Source organism: Virgibacillus sp. Bac332, from assembly GCF_003667785.1.
Taxonomy (GTDB): Bacteria; Bacillota; Bacilli; order Bacillales; family Amphibacillaceae; genus Virgibacillus; species Virgibacillus salarius.
Genome location: NZ_CP033046.1, coordinates 2,465,196 through 2,489,784 on the forward strand (window position 1 = coordinate 2,465,196; position 24,589 = coordinate 2,489,784).

Sequence of the window (24,589 nt, forward strand, 5' to 3'; positions counted from 1 at the left end):
AGGTGGATTATGGATCAGAAGGATAAACAGCAGCAGGATATTATCGATGAAGATCTATATGAAGAAATTGATGATGAAGCGCTTTTTGATTTAGTTGAAGAACAACGACAAAAGGTTTTGGCCAGGGAAAAAGAAGCAAAGGAGCAATTGGAACCAAAACGTCCATTTCCAAAGTGGGCGTTTTGGCTAATTGCAGTTGTGCTTCTTTTTAATGTTATTGCTTTAATACCACGCACATTTTCCATACCCGCAATAGAGTTTTTAAAGACATCCGCACGGTTATCACTTCAAGAAGAAATTCAATTGTATAAAGAAGCAGTTGTTACAATAGAAACAGAAGATTCAAAAGGTACAGGTTTTGCAGTTTCAGCTGATGGAACCATTTTGACAAACTATCATGTGGTTGAAGGAGAAGAAAATGTAACTGTGGTATTTCCTGAGCTTGGTTTATTTAATGCAACCGTAGAAACAACGCATCCATCTATTGATTTAGCAATTTTAAATGCGGATGCCGAAAACGTACCTTATTTAAATTTAGCCAAACGAGCTTCCGTGCAGAAAGACGAACAAGTTCAGTTTATAGGAAACCCATTACGATTTAACGGGATAGCAAATGAAGGGAAAATTATCGGCTATACTAAATTAACCTCATGGGAAGAAAAAGTCATTATGATTGAAGCTCCCGTATACAGAGGTAATAGTGGTAGTCCTGTAATAAATAGGGAAGGAAAGGTAGTTGGGATTATTTTTGCTACTTTGGACCATGATTCATACGGTAAGGTTGGTTTATTTTATCCTATTGACTATTATTATCAATATCAATAATACGGTTGGTTTATTAATTTTTATAAAGGGTAATACATTTGTAAACGTCTAAGGAGGCGATTACAATGTTTTTAACATCTGAATTAAAGAATTATAAAATTCATGCTTCAGATGGAGTGATGGGAAAGGTTAAGGATCTTTACTTTGATGATAATAAATGGGCCATTCGTTATGCAGTTGTAGATACACGAAAGTGGTTGCCAGGCAGACGTGTGCTTATGTCACCAGCGTCCTTTCGAGCTCTAAATGAACGAGAAAAACATGTAGAAGTAAAGCATGATAAAGAAGTAATTCGAAATAGTCCAACCATACCTGAAGAAAATGCAGTTACTAAGGATGATGAAAATTCGCTGATTAGTTACTATGGATGGGCAAGATACTGGGCAGGTAGTATGATTTGGGGAGTAGTAGATCAACCAATGACCTTCCCGCGATCAACAAATGATAGTTCAGATAACTATGAGAATCATGTGAGTGACTGGCAAACTTATAATCTTCGAAGTGAAGATGAAACCATTGGTTTTAAGGTTCATGCAAATGACGGTAAGATTGGTCATATTGCTGATTTAATTGTTGATACTAATTATTGGAAGGTAAGCTATGTAATTGTACAAAATAGTGAGAAATTCACAGAAGAAGCTTATTTTATTTTTCCAATTGAGAAAATTCAACAGGTGGACTGGTTTGAAAAAGACATGTATTTAAATACCTCTCTTTCAGATGTAAAATTAAAAAAAGAATATTATACGAAAACGTCCATATTAGAAAGCTTTGAAATAATACAAAATTGAATATTGCTTCCTTCAGAGGAGTGAAAAAGCACTTTCAAATAACTCTGCTCTCTTTTAACACAACTGGAGTACACTCTCCTTCCCTGGGAAATGTTTATTTTCCCTGCAAGCAAAGAAGCTCCATTCCGAGATTTGTACTGTTTCTCTTTTATAACTGTAGTCTCGTATATTTCAGTTGCTGAATGTAAACGAAATGATGATACACCACCTTCAGTTTGTAGAAAACGCCTAGTTTTTTCTTGGGCAATTTGTGAATAATTTCACGACGAACGTTAGAGCCTCCTTGCGAAATGTATGTTGCTTGGAGGCCTGTCTGGTCTAGTTTTTGCTTTTATTGCTATAGCGAAGTTATGATGGTTATTATTGTCTCTACATAAAAATAACTGCCGAGAAAAAATTCCTCAGCAGTTATAGAAAATAAAGTCTATATAGATTATTTGTGTTCATGAAATGATAATTGGCTAGTATTTTGATTGGTTGGATCTTTCCTCTATTTCCTTTCTATTTATGTGGATGGTGGGAGATTTAAAATCTCTAGATGCTTGCATATCGTAGTTAGAAGCTTTCATAAATGACCATGCTAACAGAAACATAATCAAAATAAGTGGGAATCCAGCAACAATACTTGCTGTTTGTAATGCTTTTAAATCACCAATAAACATTAATACGAGAGGTAATAGACAAAGGGTGAACGCCCAAAATAATCTGTTCCAACGTAAAGGCTCTCCTTTAATTCGCTTCTGAACAACTGCTGCCAAAATATAGGAAGAAGAATCAAAGGTTGTCGATAGAAAAATGACGGCAAGAATAGTGAATAAACCTACAATCATATCAGCCATTGGTAATTGATGAAGAATGGCAATAATTGCAGCAGGTGCACCATTATCATTCATAAAGCCAATGACATCAAACGATCCCGATAATTGTAAATAGAGACCAAAGTTTCCAAGAATACCAAAGAAGAGAATACAACCAAATGTTCCATAAATCATTGTACCGAGAATCATTTCTCTAATCGTTCTCCCTCGAGAGATGCGAGCAACAAATAGACCTACAAATGGTGCATAAACAACCCACCATGCCCAATAAAACACGGTCCAAGATTCAGGGAAGCCTGTTTCTGTAAAACCACCAAAATTTCGAAATGGTTCTAGCCATGTTGCCATTCGGAAGAAGTTATCTGCAAGAATTCCGAGGCTTGAGAAAGTTGTTTCACTAATAAAAAGGGTTGGTCCGAATATAAAAACAAAAGCCATTAAGATAATAGTTAGCCAAATATTGATATCACTTAATATTTTTATTCCTCGACGTAATCCAGAATAAGCGCTAATTGCAAAGATTAAAGTACATAGTAACATAATCCCTGCTTTTAAACCTAATGTCACCGGGATCCCTGTTAGATCATGGATACCTTCAGCGATCATCGGTGTTCCTAACGCTAATGTTGTGCCAGCACCTCCCATTAACCCAAACATGAATAATATGTCAATGATTACTCCTACTGGTCCATCAACAAGATTACCAAGTATTGGTCTAACAGCTTCACTAATTTTTAAGACTGGCTTTTTACGTACATAATAGAAGTAAGCGATTGGCAATGCAGGTAATGTATAGATAGCCCATGCAATCGGACCCCAATGAAAAATACCGTATGAAGATGCCCACTGGATTGCTTCTTTTGACTTTGCTTCCACTCCAAACGGTGGTCCTTGATAATAGTATGCCCACTCGATCATACCCCAGTAAAGGATACTGGATCCGATACCAGCTGCAAATAACATGGCAGCCCAAGAAAAGGTATTAAATTCCTTTTTCTCTTCTTTATTTCCTAACTTAATTCTACCATTCTTACTGAAGGCCACAAATAATAAAAAGATAAATGATGCCAAACCTAACAGTAAATAAAGGATACCAAAATTACCTGTCATAAATGCGTTCGCTTCATTTATAACTTCAGCTCCAGCCTCAGGGAAAATAATAAGTGGAAGTGATACTCCTAATAATATGACAAGTGCCCCTAAAAACGTTGGCCAATCAATTAATTTAAAATTCATATAAGAATCAAAACCTTTCTTTATTATAATGCTTTTTCCGATTTTAAGGACTTATTAATCGTAGCAAACAGGGGAAGAGCAAACAAACGGCAAATAATACGTAAACTTTATAAAATTTATTATTTATAAAGTTTATATAATGTCAGCTTCAATATTCTCTTATATACTCCATAATGCTACAAAAAATCTTGGTTTCGAAATTTCTTCTGCCATGATACAGTTTCCTAAGATTAAAAAAGGATGGTTAATATGTCGTCACAATCAAATAAAGGAATAGTAGAAATTCAATCACACTTTGTGGAAAAGATTGCAGATAATATGCAATCTTTTGGAGTGTCTACAACAGTTGGACGTGTCTTAGGAATTATTTATATGCAGGGCAAGCCAATGACCTTGGATGAACTCTCTGCGGAAACAGGTATGAGCAAGACAAGAATGAGCCAGGTTGTCCGTGAAATGATTGACTTAAATATCGCAGAACGTGTTTTTAAAAAAGGCGTTCGAAAAGATTTGTATCAGGTTGAGCAAGACTATTATCAAACTTTCACGTCACTGTTTACTTCAACGTGGCATAATGCAATCAATAAACATATCCATTTTGAACAAAAGTTAAAAGAAAAGTTGCATGATCTAAATCATGTAGAAAAGCTACCTGATACAAATGAGCAGTTAATAACTGAAATTACAATTGAGTTAAAAGCGTGGATGGATTATTATGACTGGATCAAACGATTAATTTCTTTCTTTGAGAGTGGCGAAATATTTCAACATGTTCCCAAAAAACAAGCAGGGGGTAATAAATATGAATAGAAAAGTAATTCTATCTTGTGCAGTAACCGGAGCAGGAGAGACTGCAGAAAAAAGTCCGCACGTTCCTGTGACACCGAAGGAAATTGCTGATTCAGCGATTAAAGCGGCAAAAGCAGGTGCAACCATTGCACATATACATGTGCGTGACCCAAAATCTGGTAAATTAAGTCACGATGTTCAATTATTCCAAGAAGTAGTTGAACGAATCCGTGAGTCTGATACAGATGTTGTTCTAAATCTTACAGCTGGTGGAGGTGGTGACTGGCTACCAAGTGAAGCAGACCCGACAAAAGGTGGGAAAGGTACAGATATTCAAACGCCTGAGGAACGACATGAGCCAGTTGGATTATTACTTCCTGAGATCTGTACATTGGATTGTGGCAGTGTTAATTTTGGTGATCAAATCTATATTAGTCCTGCTACTTGGCTACGTAAACAAGCTAAGTTAATAAAAGAGAGCGGGGTTAAACCTGAGCTTGAATGCTTTGATACGGGACATATTCGCTTTGCTAATCAATTACTACAAGAGGGACTTATTGATGGTGATCCGATGTATCAATTTTGTTTGGGAATTCCTTGGGGAGCAGACGCAGACGCAGAAACTTTAGCATATATGAAAAATCGTTTACCTGAAAATGCAAAATGGGCTGCGTTTGGTATTGGCAAAATGCAATTGCCAATGGTCACTGAATCTGTTGTTCAGGGAGGAAATGCACGAGTAGGTTTAGAAGATAATTTATACTTGAAAAAAGGAAAGTTAGCAACGAATGAACAACTTGTCGACAAGGCTGTTGAAAAAATCCAAGGATTGGGACATGATGTAATGAATCCGCAAGAAGCACGAGAATATTTAAAACTAAGAAACCCATACAGTAAAGGGGAATAAATCAGCATGACAATAGAAGCTTTAGAATCAACAAAAAAAATCAAAAATATCACCGTGGTTGGAACTGGTGTTATTGGTAATGGATGGATCACGAGATTTTTAGCAAATGGATATCGAGTTACAGCAAGTGATCCAGATCCAGCAGCAGAAAAACGGACAAGGGATGCGGTGAATAGAGCTTGGCCGGCAATGAAGGAAACAGGATTAGCTCCAGGGGCATCACTCTCTAATTTATCATTCGAGAAGGATCTACAAAAAGCAGTATCAACTGCAGACTATGTACAAGAAAATGTTCCAGAGCGTGAAGCATTAAAACGTAAGGTAATTGCAGAAATAGATCAGCATGCTTCAGAAGCTACTATAATTGCTTCAAGTACTTCAGGTATTCTACCAAGTACATTACAGGCAGATTGTTTGTATCATCCTGAAAGAGTGATAGTTGCACATCCGTTTCATCCTGTATATTTAATGCCTTTAGTTGAAATAGTGGGTGGTAATAAAACAGTTGGATCTACTATTGAAAAAGCAAGAAGCTTCTATGACCAAATGAGTATGAAGCCACTTGTCATTAAAAAAGAAATTGAAGGACATGTCGCAGATCGATTAATGGAAGCAATTTGGAGAGAAGCTTTGCATATCGTAAATGACGGTATAGCAACGACTGATGAGGTCGACGCTTCTATTGTATATGGACCTGGTTTACGCTGGGCATTAATGGGACCATTCATGACCTTGCATATGGGTGGGGGAAAAGAAGGCATGAAGCATCTTCTTGAACAGTTTGGTCCAGCATTAAAGCTACCATGGACCAAGCTTGTAGCGCCAGAGTTAACGGATGAGCTTACAGAGAAAGTAATAACTGGCTGTGAAAGCCAAACCGCTGGGACCACAATGGAAGAATTAGAAGAACGTAGAGATCAATTTTTAATAGAATTACAGGAGTTATTAAAGAAATACTGGCCTGCTGCTATAATTAATGGCGACATATAGAAATGAGGGAATGTTAATGCCAAGCTCGATTATTTTACAAGATCGTGTTCGAGAAGAATGGATTGATTATAATGGCCATATGAATGATGCAGAATATGTTCGAGTTTTTAGCCGAGCTGTGGATAAACTTATGTATACTATAGGTCTGACGGAAGAAGTACGTAATCAAGAAAATTATACATTATTCACATTAGAGACACATGTTTGTTATTTGGCGGAAATGAATGTTGCTGAGCCAATAGAAGTATCGTTTCAGATGTTGGATTATGATAATAAGCGTGTACATGCTTTCTTCGAATTATATGGTGAAGACGGAAAAAGAGCTGCGACAAGTGAGCAGTTACTGATGGGGATTGACCATTCAACTGGGAAGTCTGCACCGTTTCCAACAGCTATCCTTTCGAATGTTGATGAAATCGCAGATAGTTGTATGCCTGAAGAAAAACCAAAGGAAGCAGGACGCGTTATCGGTATTCGAAGAAAAAAATAAAAGGTGGAAGCAAGAAAAACCTCTGGTGAGTTCCAGAGGTTTTTTTGTGGTTTAGGAATATAAAATTTTCCCATGTGGACAAACTTGGGCGTGTTGAGCTGCGTCCAGCTCCAGCTCCCAGAAGCTAGGTGACTTTACGAATTATCCTAATCTAAGTCATCATCGATTCGCAAGCACACCGTGATTGCTTTATCTGCGTTGACTTGCTCCAGTGATTACGTTTCTATTCGTGCGCTTCCGCTTTTGTTCTAAGAAAAATCAAATTGAATATGAGCAGAAAGTCATAGGTAAAAATTGATTAAAGACAATGTGAACAAAATGTTACATAATAGAGATAGGCTAGTAATTTTATTTTAAACAAAATGTAACGGTTTTGTCCTAGCCACTTGTAAAACCTTACGTTAAGATATAATAACTCGTGCTATGAGAATATACACGTATATTTAATACATAACTGATGGTTTTGGGACTCGCCCCGCTTTTGTAAATATAAACAATAGCGTAACGTATGGAAAAAGCAGTCAACTACTGCTATGAAACAATCTGAAAAATTGTGAAAGACTTTTTTGATACTCTGAATAAAGATGGTGAATACATCGTGAATAATATATATATAAATGATGAATATGGAATGAAACGTAAATATAAAAGGCCTACGCCCAAAAACGATTTGAAAAGAACGAAAACTATAATGGCTGGGGGGGCTTCAGTTTGATGATGAGCAAGTCATTAAAGGATACTCCCCTAGAAGAAATGATTATATGTGCCCAGCAAGGAGATCAAAACGTACAAAATTATCTTTTAAAAACATATCAACCCTTCATTGCGAAGTGTGTGTCTGAGGTATGTAAACGGTATATTGATCCAAAAAAAGATGATGAATTTAGTATTGGTCTTTCCGCTTTCAATGAAGCGATACAATCGTATGTTCCGGAAAGGGGGAGCTCGTTTTTATCTTTTGCAAAATTAGTTATCAAGCGAAAGGTAATAGACTATATTCGTTATACACAAAAACGTCCAGTTGCAGTATCTTTAGATGAAACCTATGATGCTGAACAAATGGAGAATCCAACAGAAATATTGGCTGTTAAAGAAATGTATCAATTAGAACAGGATGCGTGGTATCGGAAACAAGAAATAATGGATTTTAAAGAAAAATTAAAACTGTACAAGATGAGCTTAGCTGAATTAACAGAAGTATCTCCTAAGCATAGAGATGCGCGTGAGTCAGCGATTCGTACCGCAAGAATCTTGTATGAGGATCAACAAATGAAGGAGTATGTATTAGCCAAACGGAAGCTGCCAATTAAGGATTTAGTTAAAAAAGTAGATGTCAGTAAAAAGACGTTAGAACGTAATAGAAAATACATTTTAGCTATATTTATTGTACTTACGGAGGACTATCTATACCTTAAAGATTATTTGAAGGGGGTGGGTCAGTGAAAAAAGGGATCATCATGGAACAGCATCGCAAGTATATGATTGTATTAACAGAAGAAGGGGCTTTCTATAAAGCAGTACCGGTAAAAAATGCTGAATTAGGTACCGAAGTGTCATTTAAACCAATGAAGGCGAAAAAGGGATTACTGTTCTCTTTTGGTGGGAATAAAATGAATGCTTCGCTTCGTTTGCTTGCTCTAGTAAGTGTCATGCTTTTATTTGTGCTACCTTTTTATTTTGTTATGGAGAAGAGTAAAACATATGCTTATGTAAGTATTGATATTAACCCTAGTATAGAGCTAGAGGTAACTGAAAATATGCTGGTTCAATCAATAAGACCAGTTAATGATGATGCTGAACTAATATTAGATAAATTAACTAATTATGAAAATAAAAACCTCGATGAAGTTATACATATGATTATGGATAAAAGTGAGGAAACAGGTTTAATAAATAATCAAAAGAATATGTTGGTAGGTGTAAGCCTAAAGGATCCAGATACATCTATTTTGGACAGTTTAGACGGCTATTTCCCTGAAGGTGATTCCGATTGGAAAATTGCAACCTTTTTCGTACCAGAAAAAATTAGAGAAGAAGCGGAGAAAACCAATAAATCCATGAATGAAATAATGGCTCAAGCTATCCAAGATAAAGATGAAGTGGTCGATACGTCTAATTCAGAAAAAATGATGAATGATCAAGATAAAGCTATAATTAATTCATTTTATAATTCAAAGGAAAACGATCATTCAGAGTCCACTACTGAAGATTCAGGGGAAACGAATTCATCTAAAAGTAACAACACTTCTAAGGAACAGGCACCAATAACACCTGATATTAGTAAACAGAGAGCTGTCCCTGAACAACACGAAAAAAAGAAAACATCTGTTGAGAAAAATAATGCTAATCATAACAAAGACAAAAAAAGAATGAAGTACGAAAAAAAAGATAAGAAGGATCCAAAAAAACATAACCAGAATAAACAAAAAAACAAGTCCAAACAACGAAAAAATAACAATGATCCTAGGGATAAGCATCAGAATAATCACCGTAATTGGGATGATGATGAATGGCATCATCACCGGGATAAGGATGAAGATGAAAACGACTACAAAGAAGAGGATTATGAAGAAAGGGGTAGAAGCGGTCAGCATTATCATAAAAATGAAAAACATCAAGATAGAGAAGAGCGTTATGGTGACGATTAAATAGGAGCATTGGTTCGAAAAATAAAAAAAGAGAGCTGTCACATATCATGCACGTATGAGATACATGAAATATTTGACAGCTCTTTTTATGCGCGCTTAACATAGTAATCACTTTGAAACAAAATTATAGTTCCATGGCAATGGATGGCTCATGCTTCATGGCATGGTCTAAATAATAAAGCAGGTTATCATGGGAATTCATAATTTTACGTTCGTCTATTGAATAATGGTAAGCATGTAGAAATCGCTGAATTTTTTTTGAAAGTAAATCATCCTTTGTACGTACCATTAGTACGAGTAAATCATCCCATTGTCCCCAAAGTGTGTAGTACAACGCTTTATCGTAATCAGGAATGTCCATTTTACCCCTCCTTAAATTGTAAGGGTTAGTCATAGTGTCCCCGCATAATATATATATTGTCTGAAACAAAAATGGTGTGTCTGCCAGATAAAGGTAGTAAAAAAAAGTATAATAAATCTTCGTCGATTCATACTAAGAACAAAACAAAGGAGGGTATTTAAATGAAATCAAAGTTTTTCACTCTTTTTGCAGTACTTAGTATTGTGTTGATGGGTTGTGCAAATACGGATGATAATAATAATCAAGATGCAGCTGAGGATAATGTAGAGCAGACTAGATATAATAATGCTGGTGATGGCATGGCTGGTGAACGTGATTATGAGATGAGAAGAACCTCAGAACGTGATCAAGAAACGAATAACAATGACCGTTATGATATCTCAAAAGAGGCTGCTGATAAAATAACAGATGAAATTGCCGAAATTGATCGCGCATATGTCGTAACGACGGATAATAATGCTTATGTAGCTGCAGGACTAGATGCTAATGATAACCCAAATATGGAAAATACCAACACAAATAATAATGAAGATAATGGCAATGAAGTTACGGATGAAGTAAAGTCCAAAATCAAGAAAATTGTACAATCGGTTGACGGAGATATTGACAATGTATATGTCTCTACGAATCCTGATTTTCTTAACCTAACACAAAATTATGCAGATGATGTTGATAATGGTGAACCAATAGAAGGGTTCTTTGACCAATTTGGAAACATGATTGAAAGGTTATTTCCAGAAAATCAATAATTCATTAAACGAGTGATTCTTTAAGGAGTCACTCGTTTTTCTTTTAAAAATATGTCACATCATGTATACTATTACATATATTCATACTATACATAGTGTTTTACTATGAATTATTCCTCGGTTGGAGTTGAATATAAATGGGAAGAGAGTTCTTATCGATATTTGATGATTGGGCAAACACCTATGATTTAAGCGTAGCTGGTGTAGATCAGCAATATGCTGCAGTTTTTTCCAATTACGATAAAATTTTAGATGAAGTTGTTGAACATTCAGAAGGGAATGTTCTTGAATTTGGAGTTGGAACTGGTAATTTATCCAAAAAGCTAATAGAGGCAGGACATTCGTTTATTGGGGTGGAACCATCCTTGGCAATGCGAGAAATTGCAAAAGAAAAACTTGGAGATGTAGAAATTCTTGATGGGGATTTTCTAAGTTTTCCAGCCATTTCTGAAAGTATAAATACGATTGTCAGTACTTACGCCTTTCATCATCTAACAGACAAGGAAAAGGAAGTAGCAATTTCTAACTTTTCACAAATGCTACCGAAGGATGGGAGGATTGTATTTGGGGACACGATATTTCAATCTGATCAAGCGAAGGAACTGATGATTGAGCAAGCAAAACGACAAGGGTATCTGGACTTAGCAGATGACTTACAACGTGAGTATTACCCGACGATAACAGTTTTAAAAAATATATTCACCCTGTATAATTTTAATATAGCCTTTCATCAAATGAATGATTTCGTTTGGTTACTCTTAGCAAAAAAGAATTAAAGGAGCGGGTATCATGACTAAAAAAATGAATGTAGAAAGCTTTAATTTAGATCATACAAAAGTAAAAGCACCCTATGTGCGATTAGTAGGAGTGACAGAAGGCACAAATGGGGATAAAGTGTATAAATACGATATTCGATTTAAACAACCTAACAAAGCACATATGGAAATGGATGGTTTACACTCCATTGAACACTTAATGGCAGAAAATATACGAAACCATATGGATAATGTTCTTGATATCGGTCCGATGGGCTGTCAAACTGGATTTTATTTAGCAATTATGAACCACGATAATTACGATGAGGTGTTAGACACCATTGAGAAAACATTGCAAGATGTCTTAAAAGCTGATGAAGTACCGGCATGTAATGAAGTACAATGTGGGTGGGCGGCGAATCACAGCTTAGAGGGCGCAAAAGAAATTGCTAAGGAGATGTTAGAACATCGAGATGAGTGGCATCAAGTTTTTTAAAGGCAGGAGAGATGAATGGCAGTTTATCGTTCAATTCAAGGCTTAATTGGCAATACGCCGTTACTTGAAATTACGCAGTTCTCACTACCAAGTGGGGTCCGTTTATTTGCAAAGTTAGAATTTTTTAATCCAGGTGGAAGTGTAAAGGATCGATTAGGACAGATATTAATTAAAGAGGCCATGAACAAAAGGCTTCTGAATCCAGGTGATACCATTATTGAACCTACTGCGGGTAATACAGGAATTGGATTAGCGATTGCTGCTATATCACATGGTTTTTCAGTAATATTATGTGTTCCAGAACACTTTAGCCAAGAAAAGCAGACGATTATGCAAGCCCTCGGTGCAACAGTTATTACTACTCCTAGGGAGCTAGGCATGAAAGGTGCTATTGCTAAATCACGAGCGTTGTTGAAGGAAATACCGAATAGTTTTTCACCACAGCAATTTTCTAATCCTGCTAACCCGATCACTTATTATCAAACTTTAGCACCGGAAATCTGGAATGATTTAGATGGTAATATGGATACATTTATCGCTGGAGCAGGTTCAGCGGGAACGTTTATTGGCTCTTCAAAATATTTTAAAGAGAAGAATCCAAATGTAAGAGCAGTAATTGTTGAACCAGAAGGATCGATAATTGCTGGGGGGAAGACTGGATCTCATCGAACGGAGGGAATTGGTATGGAATTCTTTCCAAATTATATGGATAAAACGTTAATTGACGAAATATATACCGTATCAGATGATCATGCCTTTGAATATGTAGCAAAATTAGCTAAAAAGGAGGGATTACTCGTGGGGAGTTCATCTGGATCTGTAATGTTTGCAGCAATTCAGGAGGCACAACGGGCGACACCAGGTTCTACCATCGTAACCGTATTTCCAGATGGAAGTGACCGTTATTTAAGTAAAGGAATTTATACTTCATCATAATGATGTATTTACCTCATACAGAAGCTTGGGGAATGATTGAATAGAGTAAAGGAGAATAGCGATGCGAAAAAAGACAAAAATGATTCATGGGGGGATCACTGGTGATGAACGAACTGGAGCGGTGTCCGTTCCAATTTATCAGGTGAGTACCTATCAGCAGGATGAGATTGGGAAGCATCGAGGTTACGAATATTCTCGCACAGGAAATCCCACTAGACATGCGTTAGAGACCGTAATTGCTGACTTAGAGAATGGTGTGTCTGGATTTGCTTTTGGCTCAGGAATGGCTGCAATAACCTCAGTAATGATGCTGTTTCAAGCGGAAGACCACATATTAATGACGGATGATGTGTATGGTGGTTCATATCGAGTGATGACAAATGTGTTGAATCGATTCCATTTAGAGCATACATTTATTGATACGAGCGATCCAGAGCTAGTAGAGGCTGCTATTCAGGATAATACAAAGGCATTGTATATTGAAACACCGACGAATCCATTATTAAAAGTGTCCGACCTTAAGAAAATGGCTGAAATAGCTTCTAAATACAATCTTTTATTAATTGTTGATAATACCTTTGCTACACCTTATTGGCAATTACCTTTAGATCTTGGTGCAGATATTGTAATTCATAGTGCTACGAAATATATAGGGGGACATAGTGATGTTGTCGCAGGCTTGGTCGTTGTAAATTCCGATGAATTAGCAAAGCGAACGCATTACATCCAAAATTCAGTTGGTGCTGTTTTAGGACCTCAGGATTCCTGGTTACTGTTACGAGGTATCAAAACAATGGCGCTACGTATGGAAGCGATTGAAGCAAATACAAATAAACTTGCTGCTTATTTGCAAGGCCACTCTCAAGTAGTAGCTATCTACTATCCGGGTTTGCCGAATCACCCAGGTCATGCAATTGCTAAAAAACAAGCGAGTGGTTTTGGTGGTATGATATCCTTTGATGTAGGAAGTAGGGAAAAGGCTGAGCAAGTGATTGAACGAATTAAGTTCTTTACATTAGCTGAAAGCCTTGGTGCGGTGGAAAGCTTAGTTTCTGTTCCAGCCCAAATGACACATGCCTCGATTCCTAGAGAGCGAAGACTTGAGTTGGGAATATCAGATGGTTTAATTCGTCTTTCTGTAGGAATTGAAGACGCTAATGACTTATTGGAAGATATAGAGCAAGCATTACAATAGAACATAGGGATGCCGTTCATTCTTGGACAGCGTCCTTTTTTGTAGTCTAGTAAATTATAAAATTAGCCGATGTGGATAAATATGGACGTGTTGAGCTTTTTATTCTTCTCGTTATTGAAAAACTTTCGCGTTTCATGGATGTTGCTTCTCTCCATGTGCTAAAATAAATATAAAGAAAATTACCAAATGGAGGAACAAATATGAGTGAACAGGCTTTGAATTATTTAAAAGATAACCGTGAAAGGCTACTTGCTAAACTAACCGATTTTCTTGCTATTCCAAGTGTGAGTACAGATAGTGCGCATAAAGATGACATCGAAAAAGCAGCGGACTTTATTGTTACATATCTAAAAGATATTGGTTTTGAAAATGCTGAGAAACAAGCAACGGCTGGACATCCACTTGTTTACGCTGAATATAATGGAGCTGGTCCAAATGCCCCAACTGTTCTTTTTTATGGTCACTATGATGTACAGCCTGCAGATCCCCTTGAATTGTGGGATAGTGATCCTTTTAAACCTGAAGTACGGAATGAAAGATTATATGCACGTGGTTCAAGCGACGATAAAGGACAAGTGTTTATGCATTTAGCAGTATTTGAAGCATATATGAAAACAGAAGGTAAACTACCTTTAAATGTAAAGGTTTGTATTGAAGGAGAAGAGGAAATTGGAAGTGAGAGTTTGTATGAAGTTCTTCATAAGAAGAAGGAACAGTTTAATGCAGATTTTGCCGTAATATCTGATTCAGGTATGGTAGCTAAAAACCAACCAACTATTCTATATGGATTAAAAGGGTTTACTGGGATTGAAATAACAGTTACCGGTCCTGATCATGATTTACACTCGGGAATGTATGGCGGAGCCATACGTAACCCAATTATGGCTTTGAGTCATATCCTCTCTTCTATGAAGGATAAAAAAGAAGTCGTTACCGTGAAAGGTTTTTATGATGATGTGGAGCCATTAACGTCAGAAGAGAGAGAGCTTATTGAGAAGGTTCCTGGTGAAGATTATACGAATGCAACAGGTGTTGATCAGACTATTTCTGAAAAAGGTTATACAGCAAAAGAACATACAATGGGAAGACCAACATTAGAAATAAATGGAATTTATGGTGGATATCAAGGAGAGGGTACGAAAACGATTATTCCTTCTACAGCGGTTGCGAAAATAACCTGCCGTTTAGTACCTGGACAAGATCCTGTTAGAATACAGAATCTACTTGAAGATCATATCAATAAAGTGGCCCCAACAGGAGTGACGGTAGAAGTAACAAAAGAAAAGCTCTCTGCAAAGGCGTACAAAGTTGAACCGAACCATCCGCTAATTAAAAAAGCAGCAACTGCCTATACAAAAGCATTCGGTAAGGAGACTATATATGTAAGAATGGGAGGCTCAATTCCAGTTGTAGAATGGCTGGAGGATATCTATAATTTTCCAATTGTATTGTTAGGATTTGGAACTCCAGATGATCGACTTCATTCACCGAATGAAAGTTTTCCAATAGATAGCTTCGATAAAGGAATGGAAACCCTTATGTATTACTGGAATGAAGTGGGATATTAAAAATAGTATAAGCGGAGTTTCGTATGAATTACTTACACTTCATGTGCTAGAAATGGTGGAAGGGAGGAGTATTCATGAAATATGCTATTGTGACGGGAACATCACGGGGATTAGGTGAGGATATTGCAAGACTACTTTTAGAGCATGGGGTTCATGTTATTGGTATTTCTCGTAGTCCATCTCAAGCTCTAGTAAACGTAGCACAAAAAAATCATAGCACTTATACGCAACTACACGGTGATCTTGGAAACATAAATGAACTGGAGCAGATGAATACGCAGCTAAAGGAGTATTTACTTCATCGGAGTATTACGGAGCTTTATTTGGTAAATAATGCAGCAGTTGTTCAGCCTGTTAATCAAGCGAACCAGATAGCTGCGAATAACTTATCCTACCACTTCCATGTAAATGCGATTGCACCAATGGCTTTAACCAATTCTCTTATAGATTATGCAAACAATAATGGAATTCCCATGATTGGGCTGACAGTGACATCAGGAGCTGCAGAAAGGCCAACATATGGATGGAGTGCTTATTGTAGTTCCAAGGCAAGCATAAACATGTATACACGAACTGTTGCTCTAGAGCAAGAACAACTAGGTAGTAAAAATAAAATAGTTGCTTTTAGTCCAGGTATAATGGATACAGAAATGCAAGAATCGATACGTTCGAGCTCGAAGGATGAATTTGCAGATATTGAAAGATTTGTAGCCTTCAAACAAAATAACCAGTTAAGAAGTACCAAGAACGTAGCAGCGATTCTGGTGGAATTAATCTTGGAAAAAAATCAGATAGAAAATGGAAAGATTTATAACATCGGTGATTTTCTTTAAAGTTAGACGCCCATATCGCCTAAATCCCCTTCCATATTTCACTTTTTCGCATAAAATGGATTATCTTGTGAAAGAGGAGGCGAATGAAATGAGTGAAGGCGGATCTGCATATGGCGGAGGATTTGCGCTATTAGTCGTATTGTTCATATTATTGATTATAATTGGAACTGCTTATACAGATGGTGGTGGCTATGGCGGCTACGGTGGTTACGGCTGCTGCTAAACATAAGTATCCGCCCGTTTAACGGGCGGATACTTATGTTATCCCGCATATAACTGGCAGTAACTGTCCAATTGGCTCCAGGGCCTTTTAGGTCATACCCTTGTGGTACTAACCATCAGTGGGGGATAAACAAAATCCACTTTGTAGATTGTTTACTTTACTACAATGAATTGGTTTGACGTAACTTTAAACGGAAAAGTATTCCAATTGTAATTATTGCAATGATTAGCCCTAATAATAAGCTAAACACTGTAAGAATGAAGCTTAGAATTGATGTGTTCCATAAAATTAACACAAGTGCGCCAAAAATACCAAATGTAATACATATAGCTGTTAAACCGATTAACCGAGATTTGAAAACCTCTTGTTCATCTGTCCAATTTAATTTTGGTTGTATAAAATCCAAATAAGTTCCTAACATGCTTGTAAACCAGTTAGCGACCAGCATTAATAATAACCAGATGAGACTGTAAGTTAAGGGTAACTGTAATAATCCTATACCTACAATTAAAAGTAGTGTAATGGTAATTAAGTTGATGATCCAAGCAGTTGAAATTTTATAAAGTAATATCTGTTTCATAGAAAGGGGAAAGTAAAATTGAACAAACCAATTTTTTCCATCCCTTGATACTGATGAGATCGCAGTCGCATTAGAACCAATTAGAACAACAGATGCCAGAAATAATACTAGAATGGACTGTTTTTCTGAAAAATTGTTCATGAGAGTAGCAAGACCTTGTGTTCCTGAGTCCATAATAAATATAATGAGAAGAAAGACTGGACCAAATAAGCTCTGAATAACGCATTGCATTAAAAAGGTAGGTGTACGAAATATGATTCGTAATTCTGTTTTAATATAGGATAGCCATACAGCTTGCTTCTTTACATTTTTTGCTGATTTTTTCTTGGGAAGTGTTAGCTTTCTTCCTACTCCACCAGATCCTAGCATCCCTTTTATATAAAAACGTTGACCGATCCATAAAAAGAGCATAAAGCAACCAACTGCAAGAACAACTGTCATGAGAAAGTAGATAAATCCCTCCCATGTACTAGCATCTGTTAAAGCTTTTGTTTGTAAAAAAGCAGGTGGATAGTAATTCGTTATCTTAATAAGTAGCCCGTCTTTTTCCTTTAACAAATAAGTTAAACGTTGAAGCATTGCCTGAGAATCTGTATTTAAACGGACAATCACATTGATAAAGATTATAAACGCCAATGTAAGTATCCCTGTAATAACTTTAGAGCGATCCTTGTTTTTAGAAATGTTTATAAATCGCATTGCTACCATTAAGATGATGGCTGCAAGCGTAAATGGAACCATTGGCACGAGTAAGAAAATAGGTACCCCTTGAAGGTAGTAATGTATAGGTGCTTCACTAACATTTCCATACGCATAAAACCAAGGAATGAACAGAAAGCCAGAAGTAATGTATAAATATATAAACGGATTAGCAGACTTTCCTAATATCAATTGGTATGGCTGAAATGGAAAAGGAATAAAGGACTTAATGTCTTCTGCAAAGAAAAATGCATTTAGAATAGTTACTAAGCTCATGATAAATAGGATCGTATGAAGACCTATGAATAAGAGACCTAAAATGACCGATTCCTGACCTACTGATTGTAGTGTCTGATATAATGCTGATACGGTAGCATTCGTAATGGTAATATATAAATATAAGAATGGGATAGAAAAAAGAATGATTGGAACCAACAGCCATATTTGTGAATGGTTTGCTCCTGCTTTTGAATATTGCATTTTTAAGATTATCTTTACTAGAAGCCATGTCTTATTCATCATTCGTTAACTCCAAGAACACAGCTTCTAACGACTGATCTGTTTGGTATTCTTCATGGAGTTGCTTCATGTCACCGTAGAAAAGGAGTTTTCCTTTATTAATAATAGCAACCATATCACATAATTGTTCCACTACTTCCAGACCATGACTTGAAAAAAACACAGTGTTACCTTTATCCGCATGCTGACGCATCATATCTTTTAATGTATATGCCGATTTTGGGTCGAGTCCTGTCAGTGGTTCATCCAATATCCAAATAGATGGATCATGCAGTAAGACACCTGTTACGATTATTTTTTGTCTCATTCCATGTGAATATGTTTGGATATAATCTTGAAGTGACGTATGAATTTGAAATTGTTTTGTCAATGTATCAATTCTCTCTTGACGAATAGTTTGTGGGACATTATAAATATCACCGATAAAATTCAAATATTCAATTCCTTTTAAGCGTAAAAACATATCTGGCTGATCTGGTACATAGCCAAAAGTTTTCTTCGCTTCGATGGAATTTTTATCAATTGGTATCCCATTTAAAGTGATACTTCCTTTGTCAATAGGTAAAATTCCAGTCATCATTTTAATTGTAGTTGACTTTCCAGCACCATTAGGTCCAAGGAAACCAACAATTTTTCCATCTGGAATAGTCAAACTTAAATCCTCAATTGCTCGACTATTTCCTGGAAAACCTTTTTGAACATTTGTTATTTCTATCATTGTTACCCTCATTTCTAATTGCTTTTATGAATAGAATAAACTATGGTACACTTTATGTTGGATATGTTCATTCATGAACGATAGGGTTATTTTAACATATAATTTATGGAGATTTTGTAAGAAGAGAGGAAGTATTTCATGATAACAAGAAAAAGTAAACGTGAAATTGAAAAAATGCAAGCAGCTGGAGACATTCTTGTTAAGTGTCATAAGGAAATTGCTAAATTAATCAAACCCGGAATTACAACAATGGAAATTAATAACTTCACGGAGTCATTTTTAAAAAAACATGGTGCGACTCCTGAACAAAAAGGGTTTAATGGTTATCCTTACGCGATATGTGCATCGATAAACGATGAAATTTGCCACGGATTCCCACGTGAAGAGAAATTAAAAGATGGTGACATAGTAACAATTGATATGGTAGTAAATTTAAATGGTGGTCTTGCTGATTCAGCGTGGACATATGCAGTTGGAAATGTCGACGAAAAAGGGCTTCGATTGATGGATGTTACAAAAAAATCCATGGATAAAGGTATTGAACAAGCACAAGCAGGTAACAGAATAGGTGATATCGGCCACGCTATTCAGCAATATGCAGAAGGCGAAGGTTTCTCCGTTGTTCGCGACTTTACTGGTCATGGTATTGGTCCAACCCTTCATGAAGACCCACATATTCCCCACTTTGGCTTACCAAATAAAGGATTAAGATTAAAAGAGGGTATGGTAATTACGATTGAACCAATGATTAATGAAGGTAGCTGGCATAGTCAAATGGACAGTAATAATTGGACAGCAAGAACGATTGATGAAGGTCGATCAGCACAATACGAACATACGATTGTTATTACGAAGGATGGTCCATTAGTGCTTACAGATCAAGACAAATAAGGTGCTATATTTTTATCCCGCAGTAAGACCCTCATTTCCAGCAATAAAGTGAAATCAATATGGATAAATGGGGATCAACTGCCAGTAAATGCCCGATTGAATTCAAGGCCTTTAAGGCACATCCTAGTTACCAACAATCAGTGGAGGATAAACAAAACACTCCTCGGATTGAAGTTTTATTTTATAGGATAGATACACCAATAATGTATGCGAAGATACTGTACCTATAGATAAATGAAGTGGTTAGTGATTTTCTATGGTGACCATATGAAAATCAGATCCATAGATGGACACGTTTGAAGTTCCTGACATATAAGAGTGAGCAGCAAACGCAAGTAGTAAAACAAATAAATTAGAAGGCTGTACTTAGGGTTCTAAGTACAGCCTTTCGTATAGATATGAAATTATTAACCTAAGGAATAGTTATGGTATTTACAAGTAACTGTTATGAAACCCTCTTTTTTTCGAATGATTTACCACTGAAAATCATCGTTATAATTGGACTTAATAAACAGAAGAAAGCAAATGGTAAATACATTAATACAGGAACTCCTAGAACGTCAGCGATAAATACGCCACAAACACTCCATGGAACTAGTGGGTTAATCACAGTTCCAGCATCTTCTAATGTTCGTGATAAAACCTTATTAGGCAAGTTAGCTTTATGATATATTCCTTTAAATGTCTCACCAGTTAGCATGATCGATAGATACTGCTCGCCAATTAGTACATTAACACCAATTGCAGTAGCAGCGGTTGAAATGATAATGGAACGAATTTTTATTAGCTTTTGTTGCAAGGCAGTAAGTAATGTCGGAATAATACCTGTAACAAATAGTAGACCCCCAAATCCAAGAGCTAGAATAACAAGGGATATCGTAAAAAGCATACTATTGACACCGCCTTTTGTAAGCAGGTCATTTACTGGTTGAAAGTTAGTAGATGCTGTATATCCATTAAACCAGATAGACCATATGTCATTCCATGATAAGCCGTTCATAAAACGAGCGAATACCGTTGCTACTAAACTGCTTATTGCAATCGAAATAAAGGCAGGTACTTTTAATAAGGTACAAATGATGAGAGCAATTAATGGTAACCAAGATGTCCATGCCATTAATCCAGTTGATTGTAATGCTTGTTGATATGCAGCACCATTTTGAAACGACACCGTCTCTTCAGGTGACAAAATAGCAAAAATAATAAAGGAAATAACAAAAGCAGGTATCGTTGTAAGGCTTATATGCTTAATATGATCAAACAGATCAACCCCTACTACTGTGGAAGCTAAATTGGTTGTATCGGAAAGTGGAGACATTTTATCTCCAAAAAACGCTCCTGAAACGATGGCTCCAGCAGTGATAGCCATCGATGCATCTAAAGCACTTCCCATCCCGATAAATGCAACACCTATCGTAGCTGTAGTTGTTAATGAACTTCCCATTGATACACCGATAATTGCTGTAATTGCAAAGACAATGGCGTAAAACCACGTACCTCCAATAAAAGAAAATCCAGTATTAATAAGTACAGGTATTGTACCACTAATCATCCAACTGCTAATTAAGATACCAATTAGGAAGAATAGAAAAACGGCACCCATTCCTGTTCTTGCTCCCTCTATAAGCCCATTTTGTAGTTCTAGAAAAGGTATTTTTTTAATTATTCCATATGCGACTAATAGGAAGATACCAAGTAATATAGGAATATGTGGTACTGTTCCCAATCGAATAATGAAATAACTGATATTACCTATAATGACAATGAAAAATATAATAGCCTCTGATAATAATGGATGATGCTTTGGTTGTATTGGAAACATCAACTATTCCTCCTTCTTGTTTGAAATAAAATAAAAGCGCAAGCGCCCCAATAGAAATATAGCGACTGAAGCACTCAACGGAGTTAAAGGAATCACATGTGCTTGCGAGTCGATGATGACTTAGATTAGGGAGATTCGTGAAGTTGCCTCGTTTCTGGGCGCTGGAGCCGGACGTGGCTCAACACGCCCAAATCTATCTACAGGCTCAAATTTTATAGTTTCCTAGACAATAAAAAAAGCTCCGTCCCCTGTACTAGGGACGAAGCTTGACTCCGCGTTACCACCCTGATTGCTGAAATAACAAGTTTCAGCCTCTCATTGTTATGGACTCTATTTCATGAATGTGTAATTCAATGCTTTTCCTGCCAGAGTTTTCACCAACCACTCTGTCTCTTTCTTCTGCTTAGAAGGCATTTACTGCGCATTCTGAGTCACCTATGAATTTTTAAAAAGATTAATATTGAATATAAAGGGGAAAGTTCGATTTGTCAATATAAAAAAACAACGATCTAATCTTTTTAATTTTAAAAATATAAGATATAATAACAGGAATTGTACTAGGGGGTAGAAAAATTGATGGCAAAAGCAGCAAGTAGAAATAATACATCATCTATACAAATGATACAAAAAGGATTAGCATGTGGCTTCCCTATTATGGTTGGTTACTTACCTATTGCGATTACTTATGGTGTGTTAGCTAAGCAATCAGGTATGTCGGTATCTGAGTTAACATTGATGAGTGTGATGGTATTTGCAGGTGCAAGTCAATTTATGGGAGCAAATATGATTGCAGTTGGGGCAGGAACTATTGAAATCATTATAGCTACATTTGTTTTGAATTTTCGTCATTTTGTAATGAGTCTATCTTTTATGAACCGGTTAAGAGGCATTGACTTAAAATGGAAACTTCCTTTATCTATGGGATTAACGGATGAAACGTTTGCTGTCGCCTCATTACATACGAAGGAAGCAAAGATGGAAAAAGGAGCTTGGTTTTATACGGTTATCATATTGGCCGCCTATTTATCATGGGTTATTGGATCTTTCATAGGAGGTATGCTTGGAGAAATCATTCCTGATAAATTAAGTCAAAGTATGGGAATCGCTCTATACGCAATGTTTATCGGTTTACTTATTCCATCGGTTAAAAAGGAGCTAAAAGTTGGAGGTATTGCAATTATAGCTATGCTTATTCATGCATTATGTGTCCAAGTAGGTATGAGCACAGGCTGGGCAATTGTATTAGGAACGATCTTAGGAGGTATGAGTGGAATAGTACTGCTGAGGGGGGAAGAGACATGATTTTACTTATCATTATCGGTATGTCACTAGTGACGATGCTACCAAGAATGATTCCAGCATTTATTGTAGACAAATTGCAATTTCGAGATTGGGTGAACAGGTGGTTAAATGCAATCCCTTATGCTGCATTAGGTGCACTCATTTTCCCCGGGATTATGACCGTTCGGCCAGACCAGCCTCATATTGGATTACTGGGAGGTCTAGTTGCTATAGTATTGGCTTTTTTAGGTGTCAACATCATTCTTGTAGTTATGGCAGCAATAGCTACAGTCTATGTCTTAACCTAACCTATGGTTGATTTGGTATAACTTGCAGAGAGTTTTGGTTTGTTAAGCTAATTTGAATGTAGGTACACAAAGGCTTAACCTTTGTTATAATGGTTTTTAGCCTTTGTTCCTATTCCTTAGTAAGGGGTAGAAATTTCTCTTTATTTCATAGATAACTTATTCGAAATGTATGTCTATTTATTTCTTATAAGGCTCTATATGAATATGAGCATGGGTAATATTGTGTTTTTTATAAAGATGGTTTTCCAATCGCTCTGTGATAGCGTGACTTTCTTCTACGTTCAATGTTGGATCTACAAGAATGGTAATATCGATGAAAGCTTGATTTCCATGGATACGTCCCTTTACCTCAATAAGCTCCTTGACCTCAGAGTCTTTCTCGATGCTTGTTCGAATCTTCTTAATCTGCTTCTCATCAAATCCATCTGTTAATGTATGGGTGGAATCCTTAAAAATATCCCATGCTGTTTTACAAATGATTAATCCAACAATTAATCCGGCTAATGGATCTAACCAAAATAACCCAAACTGTGCACCAATGATACCAATAAACGCTCCAATACTTACAAGTGCATCAGAACGGTTATCCTGTGCGGCAGCATAGAGGGAGCTACTTTCAATTTTTCTTGAGAGCCGTACATTATACAGATAGACAAGCAACATAATGCAAGCAGCGCCTAATGCTGTCCATGCAGTAATCATATCTGGTTGGGAGTAATTGCCCATCCATACTTTTTTACACGTATCAAAAATGACTTGCAAACCTACAAACATCATAATGAAGGCAGCAAATAAAGAAGCAACCGTCTCTGCACGAAAGTGACCGTAGTGATGATCCTCATCAGGTGGCTTACGAGAGATTTTTAAACCAACTAGCACTGCAATAGAGGCTATCACATCTGTAGAATTATTTAACCCATCTGCACGTAATGCATCTGAATTACCCTTATAAGCAATAATTAATTTAGCGATTGCTAAAATAATATAGGCAAAGATGCTAATCCAGGCACCTTTCTCCGCTTTTTTTAAATTATCCGAATGACTCATGCTTATAGCCTCCGATACATCTATTTAAAGACCGCTGTTTTTACTTTAAATAGTCTATCAAAGTTGTATGTGGTGAGTCTAGAGAAACATTGAAGCGTCTATCAATAGTTATTG

The 24,589-nt window shown here is 36.5% G+C and carries 25 protein-coding genes; 19 read left to right on the forward strand and 6 right to left on the reverse strand.

Annotation, left to right across the window (positions count from 1 at the left end):
- The first annotated feature begins 9 nt into the window (after window positions 1-9).
- Both D9782_RS11635 and D9782_RS11640 read left to right on the forward strand, forming a co-directional pair.
- Window positions 10-825, forward strand: coding sequence for a S1 family peptidase (locus D9782_RS11635; protein ID WP_121604834.1), 816 nt, complete (start codon window positions 10-12; stop codon window positions 823-825).
- Between the two features lie 65 nt (window positions 826-890).
- Window positions 891-1,616: a PRC-barrel domain-containing protein gene (locus D9782_RS11640; RefSeq protein ID WP_205388390.1), complete on the forward strand. Its 726-nt coding sequence runs from the start codon at window positions 891-893 to the stop codon at window positions 1,614-1,616.
- Between the two features lie 461 nt (window positions 1,617-2,077).
- Here D9782_RS11640 and D9782_RS11645 read toward each other — a convergent pair whose 3' ends face one another.
- On the reverse strand, window positions 2,078-3,670 hold the full coding sequence (locus tag D9782_RS11645; protein ID WP_026682761.1) for a BCCT family transporter: 1,593 nt from the start codon (window positions 3,668-3,670) through the stop codon (window positions 2,078-2,080).
- 249 nt (window positions 3,671-3,919) lie between these two features.
- On the opposite strand from D9782_RS11645, the gene D9782_RS11650 reads away from it, so the two are divergent.
- From D9782_RS11650 to D9782_RS11675, 6 genes are all read left to right on the forward strand, one after another.
- Window positions 3,920-4,480, forward strand: a complete 561-nt coding sequence (locus D9782_RS11650; RefSeq protein ID WP_121604835.1) for a GbsR/MarR family transcriptional regulator — start codon at window positions 3,920-3,922, stop codon at window positions 4,478-4,480.
- Window positions 4,473-5,366, forward strand: coding sequence for a beta-keto acid cleavage family enzyme (locus tag D9782_RS11655; protein WP_121604836.1), 894 nt, complete (start codon window positions 4,473-4,475; stop codon window positions 5,364-5,366). Before D9782_RS11650 ends, D9782_RS11655 begins: the two co-directional genes overlap by 8 nt.
- A gap of 6 nt (window positions 5,367-5,372) precedes the next feature.
- The gene (locus tag D9782_RS11660; RefSeq protein ID WP_121604837.1) at window positions 5,373-6,356 is read left to right on the forward strand and encodes a 3-hydroxyacyl-CoA dehydrogenase NAD-binding domain-containing protein; all 984 of its coding nucleotides are present in this window, start codon (window positions 5,373-5,375) and stop codon (window positions 6,354-6,356) included.
- Window positions 6,343-6,846 (forward strand): thioesterase family protein, encoded by a 504-nt coding sequence (locus tag D9782_RS11665; protein ID WP_240455729.1) that lies wholly within the window; start codon window positions 6,343-6,345, stop codon window positions 6,844-6,846. Before D9782_RS11660 ends, D9782_RS11665 begins: the two co-directional genes overlap by 14 nt.
- Window positions 6,847-7,560: 714 nt before the next feature.
- A complete protein-coding gene (sigI, locus tag D9782_RS11670) occupies window positions 7,561-8,289 on the forward strand; it encodes an RNA polymerase sigma factor SigI (RefSeq protein ID WP_034678168.1) in 729 nt (242 codons plus the stop codon).
- Window positions 8,286-9,494, forward strand: a complete 1,209-nt coding sequence (locus D9782_RS11675; RefSeq protein WP_026679648.1) for an anti-sigma factor domain-containing protein — start codon at window positions 8,286-8,288, stop codon at window positions 9,492-9,494. Before sigI ends, D9782_RS11675 begins: the two co-directional genes overlap by 4 nt.
- 124 nt (window positions 9,495-9,618) lie before the next feature.
- On the opposite strand, the gene D9782_RS11680 is transcribed toward D9782_RS11675, so the two are convergent.
- Window positions 9,619-9,855 carry a YhdB family protein gene (locus tag D9782_RS11680; RefSeq protein WP_026679649.1) on the reverse strand — a complete coding sequence of 79 codons (237 nt, stop codon included), beginning with the start codon at window positions 9,853-9,855 and terminating at the stop codon, window positions 9,619-9,621.
- A 161-nt stretch (window positions 9,856-10,016) separates the two neighbouring features.
- On the opposite strand from D9782_RS11680, the gene D9782_RS11685 reads away from it, so the two are divergent.
- The 8 genes from D9782_RS11685 (at window position 10,017) to D9782_RS11720 (ending at window position 16,610) form a co-directional block, all read left to right on the forward strand.
- The gene (locus tag D9782_RS11685) at window positions 10,017-10,604 is read left to right on the forward strand and encodes a YhcN/YlaJ family sporulation lipoprotein (RefSeq protein WP_026679650.1); all 588 of its coding nucleotides are present in this window, start codon (window positions 10,017-10,019) and stop codon (window positions 10,602-10,604) included.
- Between the two features lie 137 nt (window positions 10,605-10,741).
- On the forward strand, window positions 10,742-11,380 hold the full coding sequence (locus tag D9782_RS11690; protein ID WP_121604839.1) for a class I SAM-dependent DNA methyltransferase: 639 nt from the start codon (window positions 10,742-10,744) through the stop codon (window positions 11,378-11,380).
- 13 nt (window positions 11,381-11,393) lie between these two features.
- Window positions 11,394-11,855 carry an S-ribosylhomocysteine lyase gene (locus D9782_RS11695; protein WP_121604840.1) on the forward strand — a complete coding sequence of 154 codons (462 nt, stop codon included), beginning with the start codon at window positions 11,394-11,396 and terminating at the stop codon, window positions 11,853-11,855.
- A gap of 15 nt (window positions 11,856-11,870) precedes the next feature.
- Window positions 11,871-12,791, forward strand: coding sequence for a PLP-dependent cysteine synthase family protein (locus D9782_RS11700; protein ID WP_121604841.1), 921 nt, complete (start codon window positions 11,871-11,873; stop codon window positions 12,789-12,791).
- A 61-nt stretch (window positions 12,792-12,852) separates the two neighbouring features.
- The gene (locus tag D9782_RS11705; protein WP_026679654.1) at window positions 12,853-13,986 is read left to right on the forward strand and encodes a bifunctional cystathionine gamma-lyase/homocysteine desulfhydrase; all 1,134 of its coding nucleotides are present in this window, start codon (window positions 12,853-12,855) and stop codon (window positions 13,984-13,986) included.
- A gap of 200 nt (window positions 13,987-14,186) precedes the next feature.
- A complete protein-coding gene (locus D9782_RS11710) occupies window positions 14,187-15,554 on the forward strand; it encodes a dipeptidase (protein ID WP_026680551.1) in 1,368 nt (455 codons plus the stop codon).
- A 74-nt stretch (window positions 15,555-15,628) separates the two neighbouring features.
- Window positions 15,629-16,387, forward strand: coding sequence for a (S)-benzoin forming benzil reductase (locus D9782_RS11715; protein WP_121604842.1), 759 nt, complete (start codon window positions 15,629-15,631; stop codon window positions 16,385-16,387).
- An 88-nt stretch (window positions 16,388-16,475) separates the two neighbouring features.
- Window positions 16,476-16,610 carry a YjcZ family sporulation protein gene (locus D9782_RS11720; RefSeq protein WP_080668644.1) on the forward strand — a complete coding sequence of 45 codons (135 nt, stop codon included), beginning with the start codon at window positions 16,476-16,478 and terminating at the stop codon, window positions 16,608-16,610.
- A 160-nt stretch (window positions 16,611-16,770) separates the two neighbouring features.
- Here D9782_RS11720 and D9782_RS11725 read toward each other — a convergent pair whose 3' ends face one another.
- Together D9782_RS11725 and D9782_RS11730 are read right to left on the reverse strand one after the other, a co-directional pair.
- On the reverse strand, window positions 16,771-18,408 hold the full coding sequence (locus D9782_RS11725) for a putative ABC transporter permease subunit (RefSeq protein ID WP_162986390.1): 1,638 nt from the start codon (window positions 18,406-18,408) through the stop codon (window positions 16,771-16,773).
- On the reverse strand, window positions 18,401-19,126 hold the full coding sequence (locus D9782_RS11730) for an ABC transporter ATP-binding protein (protein ID WP_026680554.1): 726 nt from the start codon (window positions 19,124-19,126) through the stop codon (window positions 18,401-18,403). Before D9782_RS11730 ends, D9782_RS11725 begins: the two co-directional genes overlap by 8 nt.
- A gap of 138 nt (window positions 19,127-19,264) precedes the next feature.
- Here D9782_RS11730 and map point away from each other — a divergent pair, with 138 nt between their 5' ends.
- Window positions 19,265-20,017 (forward strand): type I methionyl aminopeptidase, encoded by a 753-nt coding sequence (map, locus tag D9782_RS11735; RefSeq protein ID WP_121604844.1) that lies wholly within the window; start codon window positions 19,265-19,267, stop codon window positions 20,015-20,017.
- Window positions 20,018-20,462: 445 nt separating this feature from the next.
- Here map and nhaC read toward each other — a convergent pair whose 3' ends face one another.
- Window positions 20,463-21,839, reverse strand: coding sequence for a Na+/H+ antiporter NhaC (nhaC, locus tag D9782_RS11740; RefSeq protein WP_121604845.1), 1,377 nt, complete (start codon window positions 21,837-21,839; stop codon window positions 20,463-20,465).
- A 576-nt stretch (window positions 21,840-22,415) separates the two neighbouring features.
- Here nhaC and D9782_RS11745 point away from each other — a divergent pair.
- On the forward strand, window positions 22,416-23,141 hold the full coding sequence (locus D9782_RS11745; RefSeq protein WP_026680558.1) for an AzlC family ABC transporter permease: 726 nt from the start codon (window positions 22,416-22,418) through the stop codon (window positions 23,139-23,141).
- Entirely contained in the window at window positions 23,138-23,428 is a 291-nt protein-coding gene (locus D9782_RS11750; RefSeq protein ID WP_026680559.1) for an AzlD domain-containing protein, read from the forward strand. Before D9782_RS11745 ends, D9782_RS11750 begins: the two co-directional genes overlap by 4 nt.
- 177 nt (window positions 23,429-23,605) lie before the next feature.
- Here the strand turns inward: D9782_RS11750 and D9782_RS11755 are convergent, their stop codons facing one another.
- Window positions 23,606-24,475 (reverse strand): cation diffusion facilitator family transporter, encoded by an 870-nt coding sequence (locus D9782_RS11755; protein ID WP_026680560.1) that lies wholly within the window; start codon window positions 24,473-24,475, stop codon window positions 23,606-23,608.
- Window positions 24,476-24,589 lie beyond the last annotated feature (114 nt).